Consider the following 17,931-nt stretch of genomic DNA (forward strand, 5'->3'; position numbering starts at 1 on the left):
GGCCCTTTTGCTCCGAAGGCGCCCGGCCAGATAGCCTGTCGGAGCCCATGGAGGCGTCGCCTAGTCCGGTCTATGGCGCCGCACTGCTAATGCGGTTTGGGTTAACGCCCATCGAGGGTTCAAATCCCTCCGCCTCCGCCCCGTCGCGGCCCCCTCGGGGGCCGCGTTCGTCCTTCGGACCGCCGCCAACAGGCTCGCCGGCGCCATCCGTGTCCCCAAAGAATGCGACCGGATCCAGCGCAGGTTTCCAGCCAGATGCATGTGAACAATTGGTAACGTCTTATTTGAACGCGCAAGTAGTGATCGGCGCGAATTCCGGACACGAAAGGGCAACGCGATGTGCGCTGCGCAGCCTTATGACGTCGAGATCGGCGAGGGCAACCGGCTTACGGAGCGGGTGCTCCCTGCCGTGCTCGAGATCATCGAACGCGGGGACTTCACCGGTCCGGTGATGCGCAAGGTCGCCAGCGAGTGCCGCATGTCGCTGACGGCCCTCTATTCGATCGTCCCGAGCAAGAACCGGCTGCTGCTCGCGCTTGCCGTGCACCTGCAGAGCCAGGCGCTGGAAAAGGTGACCCAGTCGGTGCGGCCGGGCGACACCGAGGAGGACGTCGTCCGGCGTGCCGCGCATGCCAGCTTCGCCGAGTTCACCCGCCATCCTGAACTCGCCGTGGCGGCATTGGCCGGTGACCGGGACGAGTCGATGGGCTTCGAGGTCGCGCATGAGGAAGGCCTCGGGTCTTCGCCGGGCATGTTCTCCCCGTTCGGCCGCGACACCACGGCGTGGAAGTCCGGCCGGATGCAAGTTCTCACCCTCGGCTGGGCAGGGACGACCTTCACCTACGGCAAGGGCATGCTCACCGCGGACGAGGCCCACCGGGCCATCGACCACCTCGTTGACGCCGCCTTCCTCCTCCCCGAGAACTAGCCCCCGCCGACTCGGCCCTGGGCCTCGGTTCGCCCCCGAGACCGAGACCCAGGGCCGAGTTTCTCTTTGCCACGGCACGTTGCGTGCTCAGGTTTCGGCCGGGCATCGCGCCGGGGTGGATTTAGCTGCAGATATCTGCCGCAGCGGTGCGCCGCTCGATCTCATCCGGGGCCGTGGCCGTGATCGTCATCGGCGGCAGCGGCGCAGTGCCCACCCGGTTTGGGACGAGGACGGGGTTGGCAGCGCCCACGCCGAGGTTGACGGCGATGACCTTGTCCAGACGTTTGTCGACCTTGAGCACGGCGCCTGGGAAGGCCGCGGCGACCGTGCGAGCCTCTTCCGAGCGGCCCGGAGCATAGCGGACGACCACGCCGTCGATACCCCCTGCGGCGCCATTGGCATAGCCGGCGATCGTGAATCCCTGGACGCGCAAGGCATCGCCCGCCTGCACCGCCAAGCCGTCGACGCCGGAGTCGTTGCTGATCGACACGGAGATTTTGTCCGGCCGAACCGTGAGCTTGCCCGCGACGCCAGCCGAGGACGGGGTAGTGCTCGAGGATGGCTTGTCGAGGGGGACATCGTCGCGGATCGCGCGCCAGATGGTCTCGGCGGAGGCCTTCCACTTCACCCGGTTCGGGTCCGGGGCATAAACCTCGGTCGGCACGGTGACGAACTCGACGTTCTCCATCCCGATGCTACGAACGCTGCGCGCTATCGCTGTCATTTGCGGCAGCGTCAGGCCGGGGTCGCTCGTCAACGATTTGGTGGCTGCGTTCAGGAATCCGAAGAGCCGGTCGGGCCGCAGCAGCAGCTTGCTGCTTGTTGCCTGTTGAGCGACGGAGGACAAGAACGCCTGTTGCCGTTTGATGCGGTTTAGGTCGCTGCCGTCGGAGACGGTCTTGCGCACTCGGACATAGCCGAGGGCCTGTTTGCCGTCGAGGCGGTGGCGCCCGGCGGCCAGGGTGAACTGCGAATCCGCGTCATCGATGTCGGACGTCGTGCACACCTCGACGCCGCCTAGGGCATCGACCATGTCTTGGAAGCCGCGGAAGTCAACAACCGCGAAGTGGTCGACAAAGATGCCGGTCAGGCCCTCCACAGTCTTGACGACGCAGCCCGGGCCGCCCTCGTTGAAGTTGTAGTTCCACTGACGCACGGCCCCGTTCTTGACCGTCGACTTCGGGTCAGCGCAGTCCTTGGGAGCCATCGTCATCGAGTCCCGGGGGATGGACACGACCAGGACGTGCTGGCGGTCGGCGAAGAAGTGGACGATCAGATTGGTGTCGGAGTGAGCGCCGCCTTCGACGGTGTCTTTGCCGTACTCGGTCGTCCCGATTCCCTGCCGGGTATCCGACCCCATGACCACGATCGTCATCGGCTCCGGTGCGCCCTCGCTGGCAGCGGCTGACGTCGGCCGTGGTGGCCGGGTGCCGAGGACCGGGGTGATGTCGACCCGGGTGATGTTGGCGTTCAGCTTCAGATAGGTTGCGCTCGCGACACCGGTGAGCGTGAGCGAGACGGTGGCCAGCAGCGAATAGCCCACCCGGCGACGATGGCGACGACGCGCCTGTCTCCGGGCGCGGCGAGTGGGGTATTCCTCCCACCGGGCTGCACCCCGGGCCACCGGACTCCTTCCGCCGTATGCCGCGACCAGCGCGTCATCGGCAGACGCGAGCGACCAACTAGCACACGATCGCATCCGGAGCGGCCCGGACACAAATGCGCGCGGACACGACGACGGCCCCGCCCGGGCTTCGGGACGGGGCCGCGGCGTTAGTTCTGACGCGTCTGGCCGATTGGGGCCGGCGCCAGGAGTCGATCAGACGGGGCGAACGCGATCGGCCTGCGGGCCCTTGGGACCCTGGGTGACCTCGAACTCGACCCGCTGCGCCTCATCGAGCGTGCGGTAGCCAGTGGTGTCAATGGCCGAATAGTGAACGAACACATCCGGACCGCCGCCGTCCTGGGCGATGAAACCAAAGCCCTTTTCCGCGTTGAACCACTTAACAGTGCCCTGTGCCATGGGGTAAATCTTCTTTCTTTCCTGTGCGATGGAAAGCCGCACGTCGCGAGTTCCCAAGCTGCAAATTGCCCTCCCACGCCGGGCAAAACCCCCCAGCCGAGAGACTGGAGCATTGGCGTGCTCCGCTCTCGGATGGACTTGCGAGAAACGCTGATGTGCAACCGCGGGGAACGTTAGCACGCCTGCGCGCTGAGCGCGCGTTGAACCACGGCGCCGCCAACACACCCGGCGTTCGGGCCGGTTCGGCCGTGTCTTCCAGCGTGGATTGGGAGCTGGTTGCGACCCCGCCATTACCACGATACTGCCTGTCCCGCAAGGATTTCCAGCAAGTAACATCGAGGGCGTGACCAGGCAAGACGCTTGTTACTGCCCAGTCACCGAATCGGCGATGGTTGTCACCGCGACCAATAGCGTTCGCCCCCCTTCGGGACGCACAGCGCCATCGCGATTTGCGGGCGGGTGCGGGTGCGGTCGACTTCCGGCCCGGCCATGAGGAGGCTGTCTTGAACAACGCATTTGCGCCAACAGCGCGTGTGCGCCGTATTCGTCAATTTGGGCCCGTCGGCACACACCTCCATTGTCTTGCCGGATGCGCCTCGTGTGTGGCCCCGATCCATTGTCAAAATGCACACGGCTGGTCACCCTGGTTCACCAGGGGGCGCAAGCCAACAACCAGCACGCGCCGGCCGCGGTCGGCGGGTCGATGCTGGACGAGATCGCTCGGGAGGGTGCCCGCGCGATGCTCGCGGCCGCGTTGCAGGCCGAGGTCGCCGCCTACATCGAGGCCCACGCGCACGAGGTCGACGAGAACGGTCACCGGTTGGTGGTCCGCAACGGCTCTCACGAGCCGCGGCAGGTGGCCACGTCCGCGGGCGCGGTGGAGGTCCACCAGCCGCGGGTCAACGATAAGCGGGTCGATGAGGTCACCGGGGACCGGTGCCGGTTCTCCTCGGCGATCCTGCCGGCGTGGGCGCGTAAGTCGCCGCAGGTCGCGGAGGTGTTGCCGTTGCTGTACTTGCACGGCCTCTCTTCGGGGGATTTCGTGCCGGCGTTGGAGGAGTTCGTGGGTTCCGCTGCGGGCCTGTCCTCCTCGACGATCACGCGGTTGACACAGCAGTGGCAAGACGAGGCCCGCGCCTTCACCGCCCGCTCGCTGGCCGAGGTCGACTACGTGTACGTGTGGGTCGATGGGATCCACGTCAAGGTCCGTTTGGAGCAGGACAAGATTTGTCTGCTGGTGATGATCGGGGTCCGCGCCGATGGCACCAAGGAGCTGGTCGCTCTCGCGGACGGGTTCCGCGAATCGAGCGAGTCGTGGGCGGATCTGCTGCGCGACTGCAAACGGCGGGGGATGCGCGCCCCAGTGCTCGCGGTCGGCGACGGCGCGCTCGGGTTCTGGGGCGCGGTCCGCGATGTCTTCCCGGCCACCCACGAGCAAAGATGTTGGTTCCACAAGATCGCGAATGTTCTTGCGGCGCTACCGAAATCAGCGCATCCCGCCGCGAAGAAGGCGTTGGCGGAGATCTGGAACGCCGAGGACAAGACCCACGCTCAGGCCGCCGCGAAACAGTTCGCGGCCGACTACGGGACCAAGTGGCCCAAAGCCGCGGCGAAGATCACCGACGACCTCGACGTCTTGTTGAGGTTCTATGACTACCCGGCCGAACGCTGGATCCACCTGCGCACCACCAACCCGAAGTTGAGTCCGTAACGTTGGTGTACGAGGCCGGTGGTTGTTCGTGTCCTTCCCGGGAGACACGACGGCCACCGGGCATCCTTCGAGTGAACCCATCACAGCACTCTCGAAAGGATGGTCCCGATGACCGTCGCATTGCCCAGTATCGACCCTGCCCGTTTCTTGGACGAACAGCTCGCGCAGGCGAGCCCGGACTTGATGCGGGAGATGTTGTCCACGTTCATCCACACGATCCTGTCCGCGCAGGCCGATGCGGTGTGTGGGGCGGAGTACCGCTCCCGCACCCCGGAACGGTCGAATCGTCGTAACGGCTACCGCCACCGTGATCTCGACACCCGGGTCGGCACCATCGATGTGGCGATCCCGAAACTGCGGGAAGGCACCTTCTTCCCGGACTGGTTGTTGACCCGGCATTCGCGGGCGGAGAAGGCGCTGACCAGCGTGGTCGCGACCTGCTACCTGCTGGGGGTCTCGACCCGGCGGATGGACCGGCTGGTCCAAGCGCTCGGGATCACCGGCCTATCGAAGTCCACGGTCAGTGAGATGGCCAAGGATCTCGACGGTCAGGTCGAGGCGTTCCGGACCCGCCCGTTGGACGCCGGGCCGTACACCTTTGTCGCCGCGGACGCGTTGACGATCAAGGTGCGTGAAGGCGGGCGCGTGGTCAAGATCGCGACCATGCTCGCCACCGGCGTCAACGCCGAGGGGTACCGGGAGATCCTCGGTGTCCAGGCGTCCACGGCCGAGACCGGCGCCGGCTGGCTCACCTTCTTCCGGGATCTGGTCGCCCGCGGCCTGACCAGCGCCGGCCCGGTCGGTCTGGTGACCTCCGATGCCCACGCCGGACTGGTCGAGGCCATCGGCGCGACGCTGCCCGGGACGGCGTGGCAGCGTTGTCGTACTCACTACGCGGCGAACTTGATGGCGGTGACCCCGAAGAACAGTTGGCCGTGGGTGAAAGCGTTGCTGCACAGCGTGTATGACCAGCCCGACGCTGCAAGCGTGCACGCCCAGTTCGACCGGATCGTCGAGACCCTGACCGAGAAACTGCCCGCGGTCGCCGCGCACCTCGACGACGCCCGCGCCGACATCCTGGCCTTCACCGTCTTCCCCAAAGGCGCCTGGAAGCAGATCTGGTCGAACAACCCCCAGGAGCGGCTTAACCGGGAAATCCGCAGGAGGACCGATGTGGTCGGGATCTTCCCCAACCGCGACGCCCTGATCCGGCTGGTCGGCGCGGTCCTAGCCGAACAACACGACGAGTGGACCGAACAACGCCGCTACCTCGGCCTCGAACTCCTCGCCCAATGCCGCAAAGCCCTCACCCCCAAGGAGGAAACCCCCGCCCAGAACCCACTCACCGCGATCACCGCGTAACCCCGACACGCCCGAAGGATGAAAAACCTTCAAACACCACGCATCAGGACTTGACCCAACCCGATCGAGTCCACCTTCGCGACCGTCCGGCTGCGGCAGCGAATCACCAAAGGCCCCGGCTCCCGCGCCGCCGGGGTCGCGATGGCGTTCAAGCTGATCGAGTCCGCCCAACGCCGCTGGCGCGCAGTCAACGCCCCACACCTGGTCGCCCTCGTCCGCGCCGGCGCGACCTTCAAGAACGGCGTGCTCGTCGAACGGCAAGACGACCAGAACGGAGGTGACCAACTCGCCTCATGACACACCCATCCACAACTCTTGACAATTCCTCTGCCCCAAGCGCCATCCTTGTGGTCTGCTCAGTGAAGCACGTATCACGCAGGGGCGCGACCGGAGCGGGCCTGAGGGAGTTCGGGCTTCCGGGGCAAGCGTTACGGGTGTTGTCAGAGTGACAACAGGTGCGGGCCTCATGGGACAGCTTTCACATCGCTAATCCCCAAACACGCAAGGTATATTGCACGTATGCAAGCTCCTGCTCCTCCCCTCCTGAGCCTGCTCCGGTCCTCGGCTCAGGCTGAACTCCTGACTCTGCTGCTGCTAGCGCCCGACAGTGAGTGGTCACTGACCGAGCTGGCCGATCGAACAGGTGTCTCGCTGTCAACCGTTCAGCGCGAGGCCGACCGAGCTGAGCAAAGCGGGGTCGTCAAGTCCCGCAGAGTCGGCAACGTGCGCCTGCTCAGCGCCGATACATCATCGCCACTCGTGCCACCCCTCGCCGAGCTCATGCTTCGCGCTTTCGGCCCACCACGCGTGGTCTCCGAAGAGTTCGGAAACCTGTACCTCGTCGCGGGTCTCTACATCTTTGGCTCGTGGGCCGCCCGATGGTCGGGCGAGGACGGCCGCCCGCCGGCAGACATCGACGTCCTCGTGGTGGGCCGGCCCGATCGCGACTCTCTTGATGACGCCACCGAGCGGGCCGAGCGCCGCCTAGCCCGTCCGGTGAACGTCACCGTTCGATCTCTCGACTGGTGGCACAACGGCACGGACGGCTTCCATCAGGCTCTCACTACGCGCCCCCTCATCGAGTTATACGCGGTGCGCGATGACCAGGAGAGTTCGCCATGACATGGGCAGTGGGACGCGACAAGGTCTCGGAGTTGCTGACGTCCGGCGAGCTGGACACAGTCCCCACCGATCTGAACCTTGCTGGGCGGCTGCTTGCCGAGGCGGCCAAACACGTCGGATCGGCCCGGCGGGCCCAAGAGCACGGCGACCTGACCGGCGCCTACCAACTCGCCTACGACGCGCTGCGCAAGGCAGCTGCTGCTTTGCTCGCCGCCCAAGGGCTACGCGCCACCTCTCGTGGCGGCCACATTGCCATTCAGGACACGGTCAGCGCGCAGTTCGGCGGGCCAGGCTCGCCCTTTAAGTCCTTCGGTCGCATCAGGCGCAACCGCAACCGATTCGAGTACCCGGACTCTGACACGGTCGCAGCGCACCACGAGGATGTCGATGACGCGCTCAGCGTCGCCGATGCGGCCGTCCTTGCTGTCGAACAGCTGCTCGGCTCGGGCCAAGTCGATTCCTGGGTCTGACTGGCCTAGGGGCCTGATGTTGTCAGAGTGACAACAGGTGCGGGCCTCATGGGACAGCTTTCACACCCGAGGTCGAAGTCCCAACTCGGCGCCTGATCGACGCAGAGTGCGCTAGTTCGAGTTCGTGCGCTTGGCGTGGTTGCGCTCGCTCCCGGCGCGCAAGGCGCGCAGGAATCCGTCCGGTATGCCGTCTCCGACTCTCTATCCCGCGATCTTGGGGTAGAGGGATCGCTCGCGGTTGAAGAGGTCGGAGTGGTGGATGTCACTGAGGTTTTCTCACCAGCGGCCTCGTTGCATGGTGAGGATGACGAGGGCGGCGGCGGTGATGTCGCCGATCCGCCAGGGGCAGAGAGTGACCCGGCGGAGGGGCGGCGGAGGGCCTTGAAGGACTTCAGGAGGGCGTTGGGGCGTTCGGCCGGGGCGCGCAGGGAGCACAGGAGCAGTTGTGGGTGCGGTTGTCGGGGCAGAGGTTGGCGCCCTTGTAGGGGAGGTGGATGCCGATCCCGGCGCCGACGTAGCCCTTGTCGGCCAGGGTCGGCAACCCGGCGGCGGCGGCCGGATAGAGGGCGGGCAGAACGTGCCGGCGGGCGGCGCTCAGGTCGTGGGTGGAGCCGGGTTCGACCGGCGAGACCCAGACCGGGAACCCGCTCGGGTCGGTGACGACCTGGATGTTCCCGCCGTGTCGTTTGTGTTTCCCGGCCTACCACAGGTCGTGTCCGGCAGCGGATGTCGCCGATGAGCGGGTGGATGCGATCAGGGTGCCATCGAGGCACACGTACGCCCACCCGGCCGCGTGTCCGGCGGCCAGCACTTCGGGCAGGTCCGGCAGGTGGGCGGCGATCACCGATATCGCTTCGTGTAGGTAGCGGTACCCGCTCGCCTGGCTGACCTTCGCGTCGCGGGCGAGCAGGTCGATGTCGGTGCCGTCCTTGAGCCAGCGTAGGACGAGGATGGCCTGGGTCCAGCAGGTCGCGGCCCGCTGCCATGGCCGGCGATCGACTCGGCGGCGGTGGGCTTGTAGCCAGCGGGAGACCCGGGCGACGGTGGAAACGGGGACGTCGAGGGTGGCACGATATGACAGCACGCGGGGTCCTGGGTCGAGACGGGGACTTTGTCGAAACCGACTCTGGCCCCATGGACCCCGCGTGGCACATCCGACACGCCATCACCCCAGGTCACACGCGTCACACCCAGCGGTCAACCCCGGCCTGGTGAGAAAACCTCACTGACACCTCGATGCCACAGGTGGACCTTGGAGTTGTTGGTGAAGAGTCCTCGCACCGCGTCTACCTTGCCGGAGGTGATCCACGCGTATTGCGAGGACGCGCTGAGGTGATAGTCGATGGCCCGCGACACGCAGGCGGCCATCCAGTCAGCGAACTGAATGTTCGAACTGACAGCACTGTCCAGGTGCATCGGCGGCTCGACGATGCGCTTCATCTCCTCGAAGTCGCCGGGGCGACCGAACATGTGCGCATACATCGCAGGCACGCGCTCGACTCGCTGCTTCTCGTTGACTTGGTCCATCAGAACGAGCAGGTGTTGGCCTTGCTCGTCGGCATGCCGAGCGAGGCGGTTCAGCGTCTCCCGCATGGCGGCAGACTCGCGGGCCACCGTGTCGAGCTTGGTCTGCTTTGGGGTTCCGCACGGCTTCTCGTCGGCGTAATAGAACAGATGCCCACCCAACGACCGGAGGCGGTGGACGAGCCCATTGAACACACGGAGTTGCTGCGGGTATCGGTCGACGGTGGTTTGGTGGAAGATTTGGGAGCCCTTTTTCTCCCACTGCGCGGGCTTGGTACTGGCGGCGATTTCAATGGCGAACAGCTTGCGCTTCTCCTCCGTGAAGATCTGGCCAAACTGGCGAGCTCTCTCCGCGGCGATCACGAAGCCGGCGTAGCCGAACGCTGGGCTGGTGTTGAACCGGGGGTGCGACCTGGACACGAACGCGCCAGTCTCACCGATTTCATCGATGTACGCCAGCAGCACCTCCACATTGTCGCAGCCGACTCCGACACGAGAGCCCACGCCAAAGCGTGGGCTCTCGGAGTTGGCGCTCGGAAGCCTGTTTCATCCTCTGCTACCAGACACCAGCGTACATGCATGGCGTGGGACGTGCCACCGTCGTCCGCGCCCCTCCCACGGGGATGGCTCTGCGTGGAGTCCTCCTGCTCTGCTGTCCAGGCAGCGTCATCACGAACAGGCGACATCTGCGTGGGCGACCAGCAACGTTGTTGAATCGACAACGAGTGCGGGCCTCATGGGACAACTTTCACACCCGGTTAATCCGGCAGGAGTGCGAACGCAGCGATGTGACTCGGCCTGACAATCGTGAAGTGTCGGCGATCCAGTGTGGCGATCTCGACGATCTTCAGACGCTCGGCAACGGCAACCACGGCCGCGGTGAACAGGTCAATGGACTCCCTGTGATGGCGGTCGCCGGTCAACGCCGCGGCCACGAGGGGTCCGGTATCGATCAGCATCAACCGCGCGAACGGCCGAACCCCGTGGCCAGATGCTCGTCCACTCGCTCGGAGACGTCGTCTGCCGAGCCTTCTCCGATGCCAAACCAGGCCGGTGGCCAACTCGCAGCGCGGTCACGAACCAGTGACCGTAAGTCTGCAGCAGCGCGATCGACCTTGTCGTCCGGAACTCGGTCGACAAGGTCGTGCAACTCCTGGCGCACGGAATCCATGAGTCACGAGGATAGCCCGAACCCCAACCACTCGCCGACTCTCGTGTTACCGCTCAGGGGTCACTGCACACGACCTAGTCGATAGGAACTCGGAGTCCCCGGGCGCGGCCGACTCGCTCGAAATCCTTCCGATGCTGCACAACTTCATGAGCGTACGCCATGCCGACCTTACGGAGCTCGTCGTAGGCGTCCCAGCCGCCAGTCATGCGATGACCGTCCGTGATCGCATACCTTGTGCCCGCTCCTCCGTCGCCGGCTACTGGCCCCCCTGCCGTTGCAAGCCATAGGCCGAGTTCTGTCGCCGCGTCACGAAAATGCCGTATGCGGCTTGGACCGCTTCGTCATCAATGTATGTGTGGTCCCACGCATCGTTAAAGATGTAGAGCGGACGCGACTGCGAGTCACGCCACGACTTAGCGGTAAACTGGCTCTTCCCAAATGAGAGTGTGTGCGGGGTGGCGCGTCGCTGCCGGGTTGAGGGTCGAGGTCTTCCGATGATGGAAGCTCTGACCCGGATCCGCGAGTAGTGGTGGGGTGATCGGCGTGTGATGTGACGAAGGTGCTTGTCCTGCTGGGAGAATCGGGGTTACGAAGCCTTCGATTGGCCAGCGAGGAGAAGCACCTTGTCGGTGAAGAGAGTACGTGGTCGTGGCCGGGTTCGGAAGCGGGTGCGGATCGGCGCGCCGGATCCGTCGTTGACCGGGACCTCGGGGGTGGCAGCGCTCGCGGAGTTCATCGAGAAACTGGACCTGGTCGGGCGCCTGGACCGGGGGATCGGTGCGATCAAGGAGCGGGAGCGGGGCGCGACGGCCGGGCAGGTGCTGGTGTCGCTGGCGCAGTGCCAGCTGCTCGGCGGGGATGTGCTGGCCGCGTTGGACCGGCAGCGCCAGGATGTGGCCGGGTGCGTGTTGTCGGCGGTGCCGGTGTTGGCCTCGAGCACGGCGGCGGGGTTGGCCCGCCGGTTCGGGCCGGCGCAGCTGGCCGGCCTGGAGAGTGCGGTCGCGGACCTGACCGGTCATGCGGTCGGGTTGTTGCCGGCGTCCCGCCGGGCGGTGCTGGCCGCGGCGGTGACGGTGGACTTGGATTCCACCGATGTGGAGGTGTACGGGCCGACGAAGCAGGGCGTGGCCTACAACTATCAAGGTCAGCGCGCGGGCCGTCCGCATCTGGGGACCTGGGCCGAGGCCGGGTTGACCCTGGCCGCGGAGTTGCTCGCGGGGAATGAGGATGTGAGGCCCCGGGCCGCTGACCTGTTGCGCCGGGTCCTGGCCGGGATCCCCGAGGACATCCGCTCGGCCGCGGCCGACTGGGATCGGTTGCGGGTGCGCGCGGATGCCGGCTACTTCACCGCCGACCTGGCCCACGCCGCGGTGGAGGCCGGGTGTGACTTCGCCATCGCCGCGAAACGGAACACCGCGATGTGGCGCGCCTACGCCGCCATCCCCGAGGACGCCTGGGGTGCGGCGAGCGGGATGCCCGGCGCGCAGGTCGCCGCGGTCGACTACGCCCCGCAGGGGTGGCCGCCGCACACGTACACCATCGTGCGCCGGGTCCGCATCGAGGCCGAGGACATCTCCGACGACCCCCGCTCACGGCGTCGACGCACCATCGAGAAGAACCAACTCACCCTCGCCTTGGAGGGCGCGGCCACCCACGCCCACGCGGTCTCCTTCATCGTCACCAATATCCCCGCCAACGACCACCCGGCCAACCCCACCGAGCCGGCCGAGCCGGCCGCAGCCGGCGGAGCCGGCGGAGCCGGGTGAGGCGGCCGCACCGGTTGCCTCGATCACGCAGGTCGAGTCCTGGTTCCGCCGCCGCACCGACATTGAGGACCGGATCCGGGAAGCCAAACTCGGGGCCGCGCTGCGGCATCTGCCGTCGGGCGACCACGCCATCAACACGGTGTGGATGTGGGCTGCCCTGCTCGCCGGGAACATCTCCGTTCTGCTGCAAGCCCTGACCGGGATCGACCAGCGTCACCGCGCCCACGGCGCCCGCCTACGCCACGAACTGCTCTGCGTCCCAGCCCGCATAGTCCGCCACGGCCGCCAGCTGATCCTGCGGCTGCCGCCCGACCGCCAGCTCCTGCCCACCGTCCTGGCCCGGATCCGGGCCTTACCCACCGCGGCCTAACCCGCGAATCCCCCGTCCCGACGACCCAGGACCCCGAAGACCCGCCCACCCGAGCGCCACCGGGCCATCCGCGCTGCCCGCACCCAAAAACACACTGCCACAACACAAAATCTATCCGCCGTTCACTGGCCGCCCAACCCACACGCAAGCTACTCGCGGATCCGGGTCTGACACTTCCCATCTGGAAGACCTCGACATGGCTGACGTTACCTTCACCTGCCCCGACCTGGACACCTTCACCGGTGTTGATGATCTCGGTCTGGTCATCACGGGGCAGCGGCTTGAGACCGGTCGTGCGGTGCTGGCCTGCCGGGTCCTCGAGCCCGATCCGTGGTGTCGGCGCTGCGGGAGCGAAGGCCGGGTGCGGGACACGGTGGTGCGCCGGCTGGCGCATGTCCCGTTCGGGTGGCGGCCAACAGTTTTGGAGATCACGGTCCGCCGCTACCGCTGCGGGGCGTGTGGGAAGGTGTGGCGCCAGGACACCAGCCGAGCAGCCGAGCCGCGCGCGAAGCTGTCCCGGGCCGCGCTGGCCTGGGCGTTGGAGGCGTTGGTCCTCTACCACCTGACGGTCGCCCGGGTCGCCGAGGCGTTGGCGGTGGCCTGGGACACCGCGAACGACGCGGTTCTGGCTGAAGGACGCCGGGTGTTGATCGATGACCCGGACCGGTTCAATGGTGTGGCCGTTGTGGGCGTGGACGAGCACTGTTGGCGGCACACCCGCAAGGGCGAGAAGTACGTCACCGTGATCATCGATCTGACGCCGGTGCGGGACAAGACGGGCCCGGCCCGGCTGCTGGATATGGTCGAGGGCCGCTCCTCAGCGGTGTTCGCGACCTGGCTCGCGGAGCGGGACCCGGCCTGGCGGGAGAGGATCGAGGTCGTCGCGATGGATGGCTTCACCGGGTACAAATCCGCGGCCGCCCAAGAACTCCCGTCCGCCACCGCGGTGATGGATCCGTTTCACGTGGTCCGCTTGGGCGGCGACGCTCTCGATCAGACACGCCGCCGGGTCCAGCAGGCCACGACCGGCCACCGCGGCCGCAAAGGCGATCCGCTGTATGCCGCGCGGCGGACCCTGCACACCGGCGCCGATCTGCTCACCGACCGCCAACGCGCCCGCATCGAGGCGTTGTTTGCCGTTGAGGACCATGTCGAGGTCGAAGCGACCTGGGGCATCTACCAGCGAATGATCGGCGCCTACCGCGATCCCGACCGTGCCGCCGCCAAGGCCCGGATGCAGGCTGTCATCGACTCCATCAGCGCCGGCGTCCCGGCCGCGCTCACCGAGATCATCACCTTGGGCCGGACCCTGAAGAAGCGCGCCGCGGACATCCTGGCCTACTTCGACCGGCCCGGCACCTCAAACGGCCCCACCGAGGCCCTGAACGGCCGGCTCGAACACCTGCGCGGCTCCGCCCTCGGGTTCCGGAACCTGACCAACTACATTGCCCGCAGTCTGCTCGAAGCCGGAGGATTCAGACCCCAACTACACTCTCGATTGGGATGAGCCGGTAAACCCGTGTTCGAGCCAGGGCATCACTCCCACTTCCCAGGAAAAGTGCCGCGTGACTCTGTCGAAAAGCTTCACATCATGAGCGGTGGGGTGCAATCGCTTCAGATCAGAAGATCATCCCGTTCACGCTGGAGGGAGCGACGCTCCTCCTCAAGAGTCCGTATAGCAGCTGCATCAGCGAGCCGCCACACACAGGAAGCTACGAGCAGCAGCCCGGCCAACGTCCACCCAAGCCAGGCGTGCTGACCCAAACCAGTCACGAAGCGTTGGGATCGACCAGCCGAGGATCGTAACTACGGCACTCAGCGCGGCAGTACCACCATGACCTTGCCGGCGGCTGTCCCGAGCACTTCGCGCATCCACCGAGGCTACCTGCCTGGACCTCGTGGTGTGCTGGCGGCGACCCGGCAGCTGCCGAGTGCTCAGGTGACAGATGTTGTCAACGTGACAACAGGTGCGGGCCTCATGGGACAACTTTCACACCCGGAGCTCCCGTGGTAGCCGCAATCTCTCAAGGATCGCACCGCTTGCTGCCAACGCAGACGACGAGGGTGAAGGGCACTTGCTCAACGAGCGAGCTAGATCCAGCCCGATAATGGACGTCCAGAGTCTGCCCCGTCACTCTGGGTCCGCCCGGCGCACGCACTTCGATCCCAAGCTCGGTTGGGCGTGCATCGTCCTTCGCATCGCAACCTTGGCTCACTGTGGTTCCGACGAATCCAAGATTTGTCAGCGAAGCACCGTTCTCCGCCCCCAGCGTAGTGGTGCTTGCTCGGCGCGTCCCAAAAGCAACAACTTCGATCTCATTCTCGCCGCGCTCGAACCCGACTGAGCTAATCTCAGGATCGTCCCCGGAACCCGTGCGGCAAAGCATGATGCTGCCAATTGCGACGGTGGAACTGGATTGAGGCACCGGCAAGGCGAGACCAAAGGGTACATCCGCCGTTGTCGCAAGCGCGCGAATCCGGGCCTCGCCGCCGACATGGGCGTTGCAAGACCCCAGGAGGAATACCGACAGGACCACACCCACCGTTCGAACGATGCTCAGACTCATCCGGCTCGAGCATCCGCTTGGGGTGCGCTTGCCCAGCCGGCTGATGTCGACCCGCAGACTTTGGTCTTGGCCGTAATGTCCCACTTTACTTTGGTGGCGGAATTCCATCCGGACTGCGCAGAGAGGCTAATCGGACCTAAAGCGACCCCCCCGCTGACGGTGGTGTTCGTACCAGACTGCTTCCAGGCCGTGGCGCCCGAATAATAGGTGGCGCAGTAGGAGAAGTTGACGTGGCGTGCATAGGTGAAGTCCCCAGTGGGGAGGATGGCGTAGAAGCTCTCCGGGCGACTTTGAATTCTACTCGGATAACATTCGTTGTAGTAGTCGCGATAGTTGACCCTGTTCTTCGCCAGAGCATCTACCACTCGCGTAACCGTGGCCCCTGACGATGTGCTGATTCCGCTGGTGCCGCTCTGACTCCAGCCCGAGCCATAAGTGAGCCCTACGCCTAGTGAATGAGAGCTCCCTGAGTCGAAATCAAGTGATGCCCTTGCCCCGCTCCAGCCATACACGTAGGCGAAGCCTTCAAGGATATTCTGGCGTGCGGGACCCTTAAAGTCGCGGCAGGTGTACCTCCCAGCATGCGACCAGTGACTCATGTCTACCGCCGTGGTGTCGAGGGTCCGAACCTGTTGTTGCCCACGTTCGGCGACTGACTGGGGGTACGACGCTGTTCTCGCGGTCCGTGTTCCCAGGTCGAATGTGGCTACGTCTGGCTTGGCGCGGGTCCGATCAACAGTTGGAACCCAACGGGCCTGCCGATTTCCCTTAGAAGAGAGGGGGTCCCTGTCGCCACGCAGGAAGGACTGCGACCACTCTGCTTGGTCCCGACCGTCCGTTATTCTGATCGTTAGATCCACCTGGCCAGAATCACCCAAGAATTCAGCTGGGATCGTGTCGACATTCAGGTCGATCTGGAAGGCTCCAGTAGAGGGGATCGGAGCCTTCTTCAGGAAGTACTTCGGAACGGGCTGACCCTCGCGCAGGCTCGCTAGGTACCTCTGCGTTGGCCATAGCTCAGCCACATACTGACCGGGGACTGGCGACCCGTCGCGTTCGAGTTGGCCGAAGACCACCACCTCGCCGGGCATACCCCCCCAGCACCACCAACCGAAGCCCTTGCGGTTCCAGGCGCTGCCGCCAGTAGGCAGCCTGAGAGAACCCAAGCCAGTGATGGGACAACACGGATCGATCCCACAGTGCACCCCTCCGTTGCTCGCCGCTTCTATCGAGGCCATCCACCCACCAAGCAGCCGCAGGCGTCACGGAAATCCATATCACGTCTCGCGCCTCTTCCGCCACCGGAGGTCGCTGACCATAACGCTATTCACACGGGGGAAGTGACACGGGATGCGGATGTTGTCAGAGTGACAACAGGTGCGGGCCTCATGGGACAACTTTCACACCCGGTTAATCCGGCAGGAGTGCGAACGCAGCGATGTGACTCGGCCTGACAATCGTGAAGTGTCGGCGATCCAGTGTGGCGATCTCGACGATCTTCAGGCGCTCGGCAACGGCAACCACGGAGGCGTCCACGATGCCGAGCGGGAGGTCGGCGTACGTTCGCAGGAAGCTCGGCCACCCGGGACCAGTCGGTTGGGAGGAGGTCGATGACCTCGAACTGCTCCTCAGCCAAGGACTGAGCGAAAGCAGCCTCAGCGCGCGGGCCTGCCTCCCGCTCAATGAGGTAGCCAACCTCGCTGACCACAGGCGCAGGAACGAGCAGTGGCTCGCCTGCGAGATTGGCCGCGGTGAACAGGTCAATGGACTCCCTGTGATGGCGGTCGCCGGTCAACGCCGCGGCCACGAGGGGTCCGGTATCGATCAGCATCAACCGCGCGAACGGCCGAACCCCGTGGCCAGATGCTCGTCCACTCGCTCGGAGACGTCGTCTGCCGAGCCTTCTCCGATGCCAAACCAGGCCGGTGGCCAACTCGCAGCGCGGTCACGAACCAGTGACCGTAAGTCTGCAGCAGCGCGATCGACCTTGTCGTCCGGAACTCGGTCGACAAGGTCGTGCAACTCCTGGCGCACGGAATCCATGAGTCACGAGGATAGCCCGAACCCCAACCACTCGCCGACTCTCGTGTTACCGCTCAGGGGTCACTGCACACGACCTAGTCGATAGGAACTCGGAGTCCCCGGGCGCGGCCGACTCGCTCGAAATCCTTCCGATGCTGCACAACTTCATGAGCGTACGCCATGCCGACCTTACGGAGCTCGTCGTAGGCGTCCCAGCCGCCAGTCATGCGATGACCGTCCGTGATCGCATACCTTGTGCCCGCTCCTCCGTCGCCGGCTACTGGCCCCCCTGCCGTTGCAAGCCATAGGCCGAGTTCTGTCGCCGCGTCACGAAAATGCCGTATGCGGCTTGGACCGCTTCGTCATCAATGTATGTGTGGTCCCACGCATCGTTAAAGATGTAGAGCGGACGCGACTGCGAGTCACGCCACGACTTAGCGGTAAACCCGTGTTCGAGCCAGGGCATCACTCCCACTTCCCAGGAAAAGTGCCGCGTGACTCTGTCGAAAAGCTTCACATCATGAGCGGTGGGGTGCAATCGCTTCAGAAGATCATCCCGTTCACGCTGGAGGGAGCGACGCTCCTCCTCAAGAGTCCGTATCGCAGCTGCATCAGCGAGCCGCCACACACAGGAAGCTACGAGCAGCAGCCCGGCCAACGTCCACCCAAGCCAGGCGTGCTGACCCAAACCAGTCACGAAGCGTTGGGATCGACCAGCCGAGGATCGTAACTACGGCACTCAGCGCGGCAGTACCACCATGACCTTGCCGGCGGCTGTCCCGAGCACTTCGCGCATCCACCGAGGCTACCTGCCTGGACCTCGTGGTGTGCTGGCGGCGACCCGGCAGCTGCCGAGTGCTCAGGTGACAGATGTTGTCAACGTGACAACAGGTGC

13 protein-coding genes, 1 tRNA gene and 3 pseudogenes are annotated in these 17,931 nt (G+C 65.5%); 10 read left to right on the forward strand and 7 right to left on the reverse strand.

Features of this window, described 5'->3' with window-relative positions; translation table 11 throughout:
* The first annotated feature begins 49 nt into the window (after positions 1 to 49).
* Both V9G19_RS25020 and V9G19_RS25025 read left to right on the forward strand, forming a co-directional pair.
* Positions 50 to 138 (forward strand) — tRNA-Ser (locus V9G19_RS25020).
* Positions 139 to 337: 199 nt separating this feature from the next.
* Positions 338 to 928, forward strand: a complete 591-nt coding sequence (locus V9G19_RS25025; protein WP_462288090.1) for a TetR/AcrR family transcriptional regulator — start codon at positions 338 to 340, stop codon at positions 926 to 928.
* Between the two features lie 121 nt (positions 929 to 1,049).
* Here V9G19_RS25025 and V9G19_RS25030 read toward each other — a convergent pair whose 3' ends face one another.
* Entirely contained in the window at positions 1,050 to 2,471 is a 1,422-nt protein-coding gene (locus V9G19_RS25030; protein WP_462288091.1) for an LCP family protein, read from the reverse strand.
* 276 nt (positions 2,472 to 2,747) lie between these two features.
* Positions 2,748 to 2,951 carry a cold-shock protein gene (locus V9G19_RS25035; protein WP_462288115.1) on the reverse strand — a complete coding sequence of 68 codons (204 nt, stop codon included), beginning with the start codon at positions 2,949 to 2,951 and terminating at the stop codon, positions 2,748 to 2,750.
* A 703-nt stretch (positions 2,952 to 3,654) separates the two neighbouring features.
* Here V9G19_RS25035 and V9G19_RS25040 point away from each other — a divergent pair.
* The 5 genes and pseudogenes from V9G19_RS25040 to V9G19_RS25060 all read left to right on the forward strand — a co-directional run.
* Positions 3,655 to 4,647: pseudogene (locus tag V9G19_RS25040) on the forward strand (IS256 family transposase); the annotation flags it as partial.
* Between the two features lie 123 nt (positions 4,648 to 4,770).
* Positions 4,771 to 6,024 (forward strand): IS256 family transposase, encoded by a 1,254-nt coding sequence (locus tag V9G19_RS25045; protein ID WP_462283538.1) that lies wholly within the window; start codon positions 4,771 to 4,773, stop codon positions 6,022 to 6,024.
* 57 nt (positions 6,025 to 6,081) lie between these two features.
* Positions 6,082 to 6,321, forward strand: a pseudogene (locus V9G19_RS25050) (IS256 family transposase); the annotation flags it as partial.
* A gap of 462 nt (positions 6,322 to 6,783) precedes the next feature.
* Positions 6,784 to 7,146 (forward strand): hypothetical protein, encoded by a 363-nt coding sequence (locus V9G19_RS25055; RefSeq protein WP_462288092.1) that lies wholly within the window; start codon positions 6,784 to 6,786, stop codon positions 7,144 to 7,146.
* Positions 7,143 to 7,616, forward strand: coding sequence for a HEPN domain-containing protein (locus V9G19_RS25060; protein WP_462288093.1), 474 nt, complete (start codon positions 7,143 to 7,145; stop codon positions 7,614 to 7,616). The genes V9G19_RS25055 and V9G19_RS25060 overlap by 4 nt, the downstream gene beginning before the upstream one ends.
* Positions 7,617 to 7,892: 276 nt before the next feature.
* Here V9G19_RS25060 and V9G19_RS25065 read toward each other — a convergent pair.
* From V9G19_RS25065 to V9G19_RS25075, 3 genes and pseudogenes are all read right to left on the reverse strand, one after another.
* A pseudogene (locus V9G19_RS25065) lies at positions 7,893 to 8,700 on the reverse strand (transposase family protein).
* Positions 8,701 to 8,813: 113 nt separating this feature from the next.
* A complete protein-coding gene (locus V9G19_RS25070; protein ID WP_462288094.1) occupies positions 8,814 to 9,605 on the reverse strand; it encodes a DUF3800 domain-containing protein in 792 nt (263 codons plus the stop codon).
* A gap of 293 nt (positions 9,606 to 9,898) precedes the next feature.
* The gene (locus V9G19_RS25075) at positions 9,899 to 10,099 is read right to left on the reverse strand and encodes a PIN domain-containing protein (protein WP_462288095.1); all 201 of its coding nucleotides are present in this window, start codon (positions 10,097 to 10,099) and stop codon (positions 9,899 to 9,901) included.
* A gap of 841 nt (positions 10,100 to 10,940) precedes the next feature.
* Here V9G19_RS25075 and V9G19_RS25080 point away from each other — a divergent pair.
* The 3 genes from V9G19_RS25080 (at position 10,941) to V9G19_RS25090 (ending at position 13,954) form a co-directional block, all read left to right on the forward strand.
* The gene (locus V9G19_RS25080) at positions 10,941 to 12,077 is read left to right on the forward strand and encodes a transposase (protein WP_462288096.1); all 1,137 of its coding nucleotides are present in this window, start codon (positions 10,941 to 10,943) and stop codon (positions 12,075 to 12,077) included.
* 22 nt (positions 12,078 to 12,099) lie between these two features.
* Positions 12,100 to 12,447, forward strand: coding sequence for a transposase (locus V9G19_RS25085; protein WP_462284294.1), 348 nt, complete (start codon positions 12,100 to 12,102; stop codon positions 12,445 to 12,447).
* Positions 12,448 to 12,643: 196 nt separating this feature from the next.
* On the forward strand, positions 12,644 to 13,954 hold the full coding sequence (locus tag V9G19_RS25090; RefSeq protein WP_462283955.1) for an ISL3 family transposase: 1,311 nt from the start codon (positions 12,644 to 12,646) through the stop codon (positions 13,952 to 13,954).
* A gap of 517 nt (positions 13,955 to 14,471) precedes the next feature.
* Here the strand turns inward: V9G19_RS25090 and V9G19_RS25095 are convergent.
* Together V9G19_RS25095 and V9G19_RS25100 are read right to left on the reverse strand one after the other, a co-directional pair.
* Entirely contained in the window at positions 14,472 to 15,014 is a 543-nt protein-coding gene (locus V9G19_RS25095) for a hypothetical protein (RefSeq protein ID WP_462288097.1), read from the reverse strand.
* 1,327 nt (positions 15,015 to 16,341) lie between these two features.
* Complete coding sequence (locus V9G19_RS25100) at positions 16,342 to 16,845, reverse strand: type II toxin-antitoxin system VapC family toxin (RefSeq protein WP_462288098.1); 504 nt, start codon at positions 16,843 to 16,845, stop codon at positions 16,342 to 16,344.
* Positions 16,846 to 17,931 lie beyond the last annotated feature (1,086 nt).

Source organism: Nostocoides sp. (assembly GCF_037045025.1).
Lineage (GTDB): Bacteria > Actinomycetota > Actinomycetes > Actinomycetales > Dermatophilaceae > Nostocoides_A.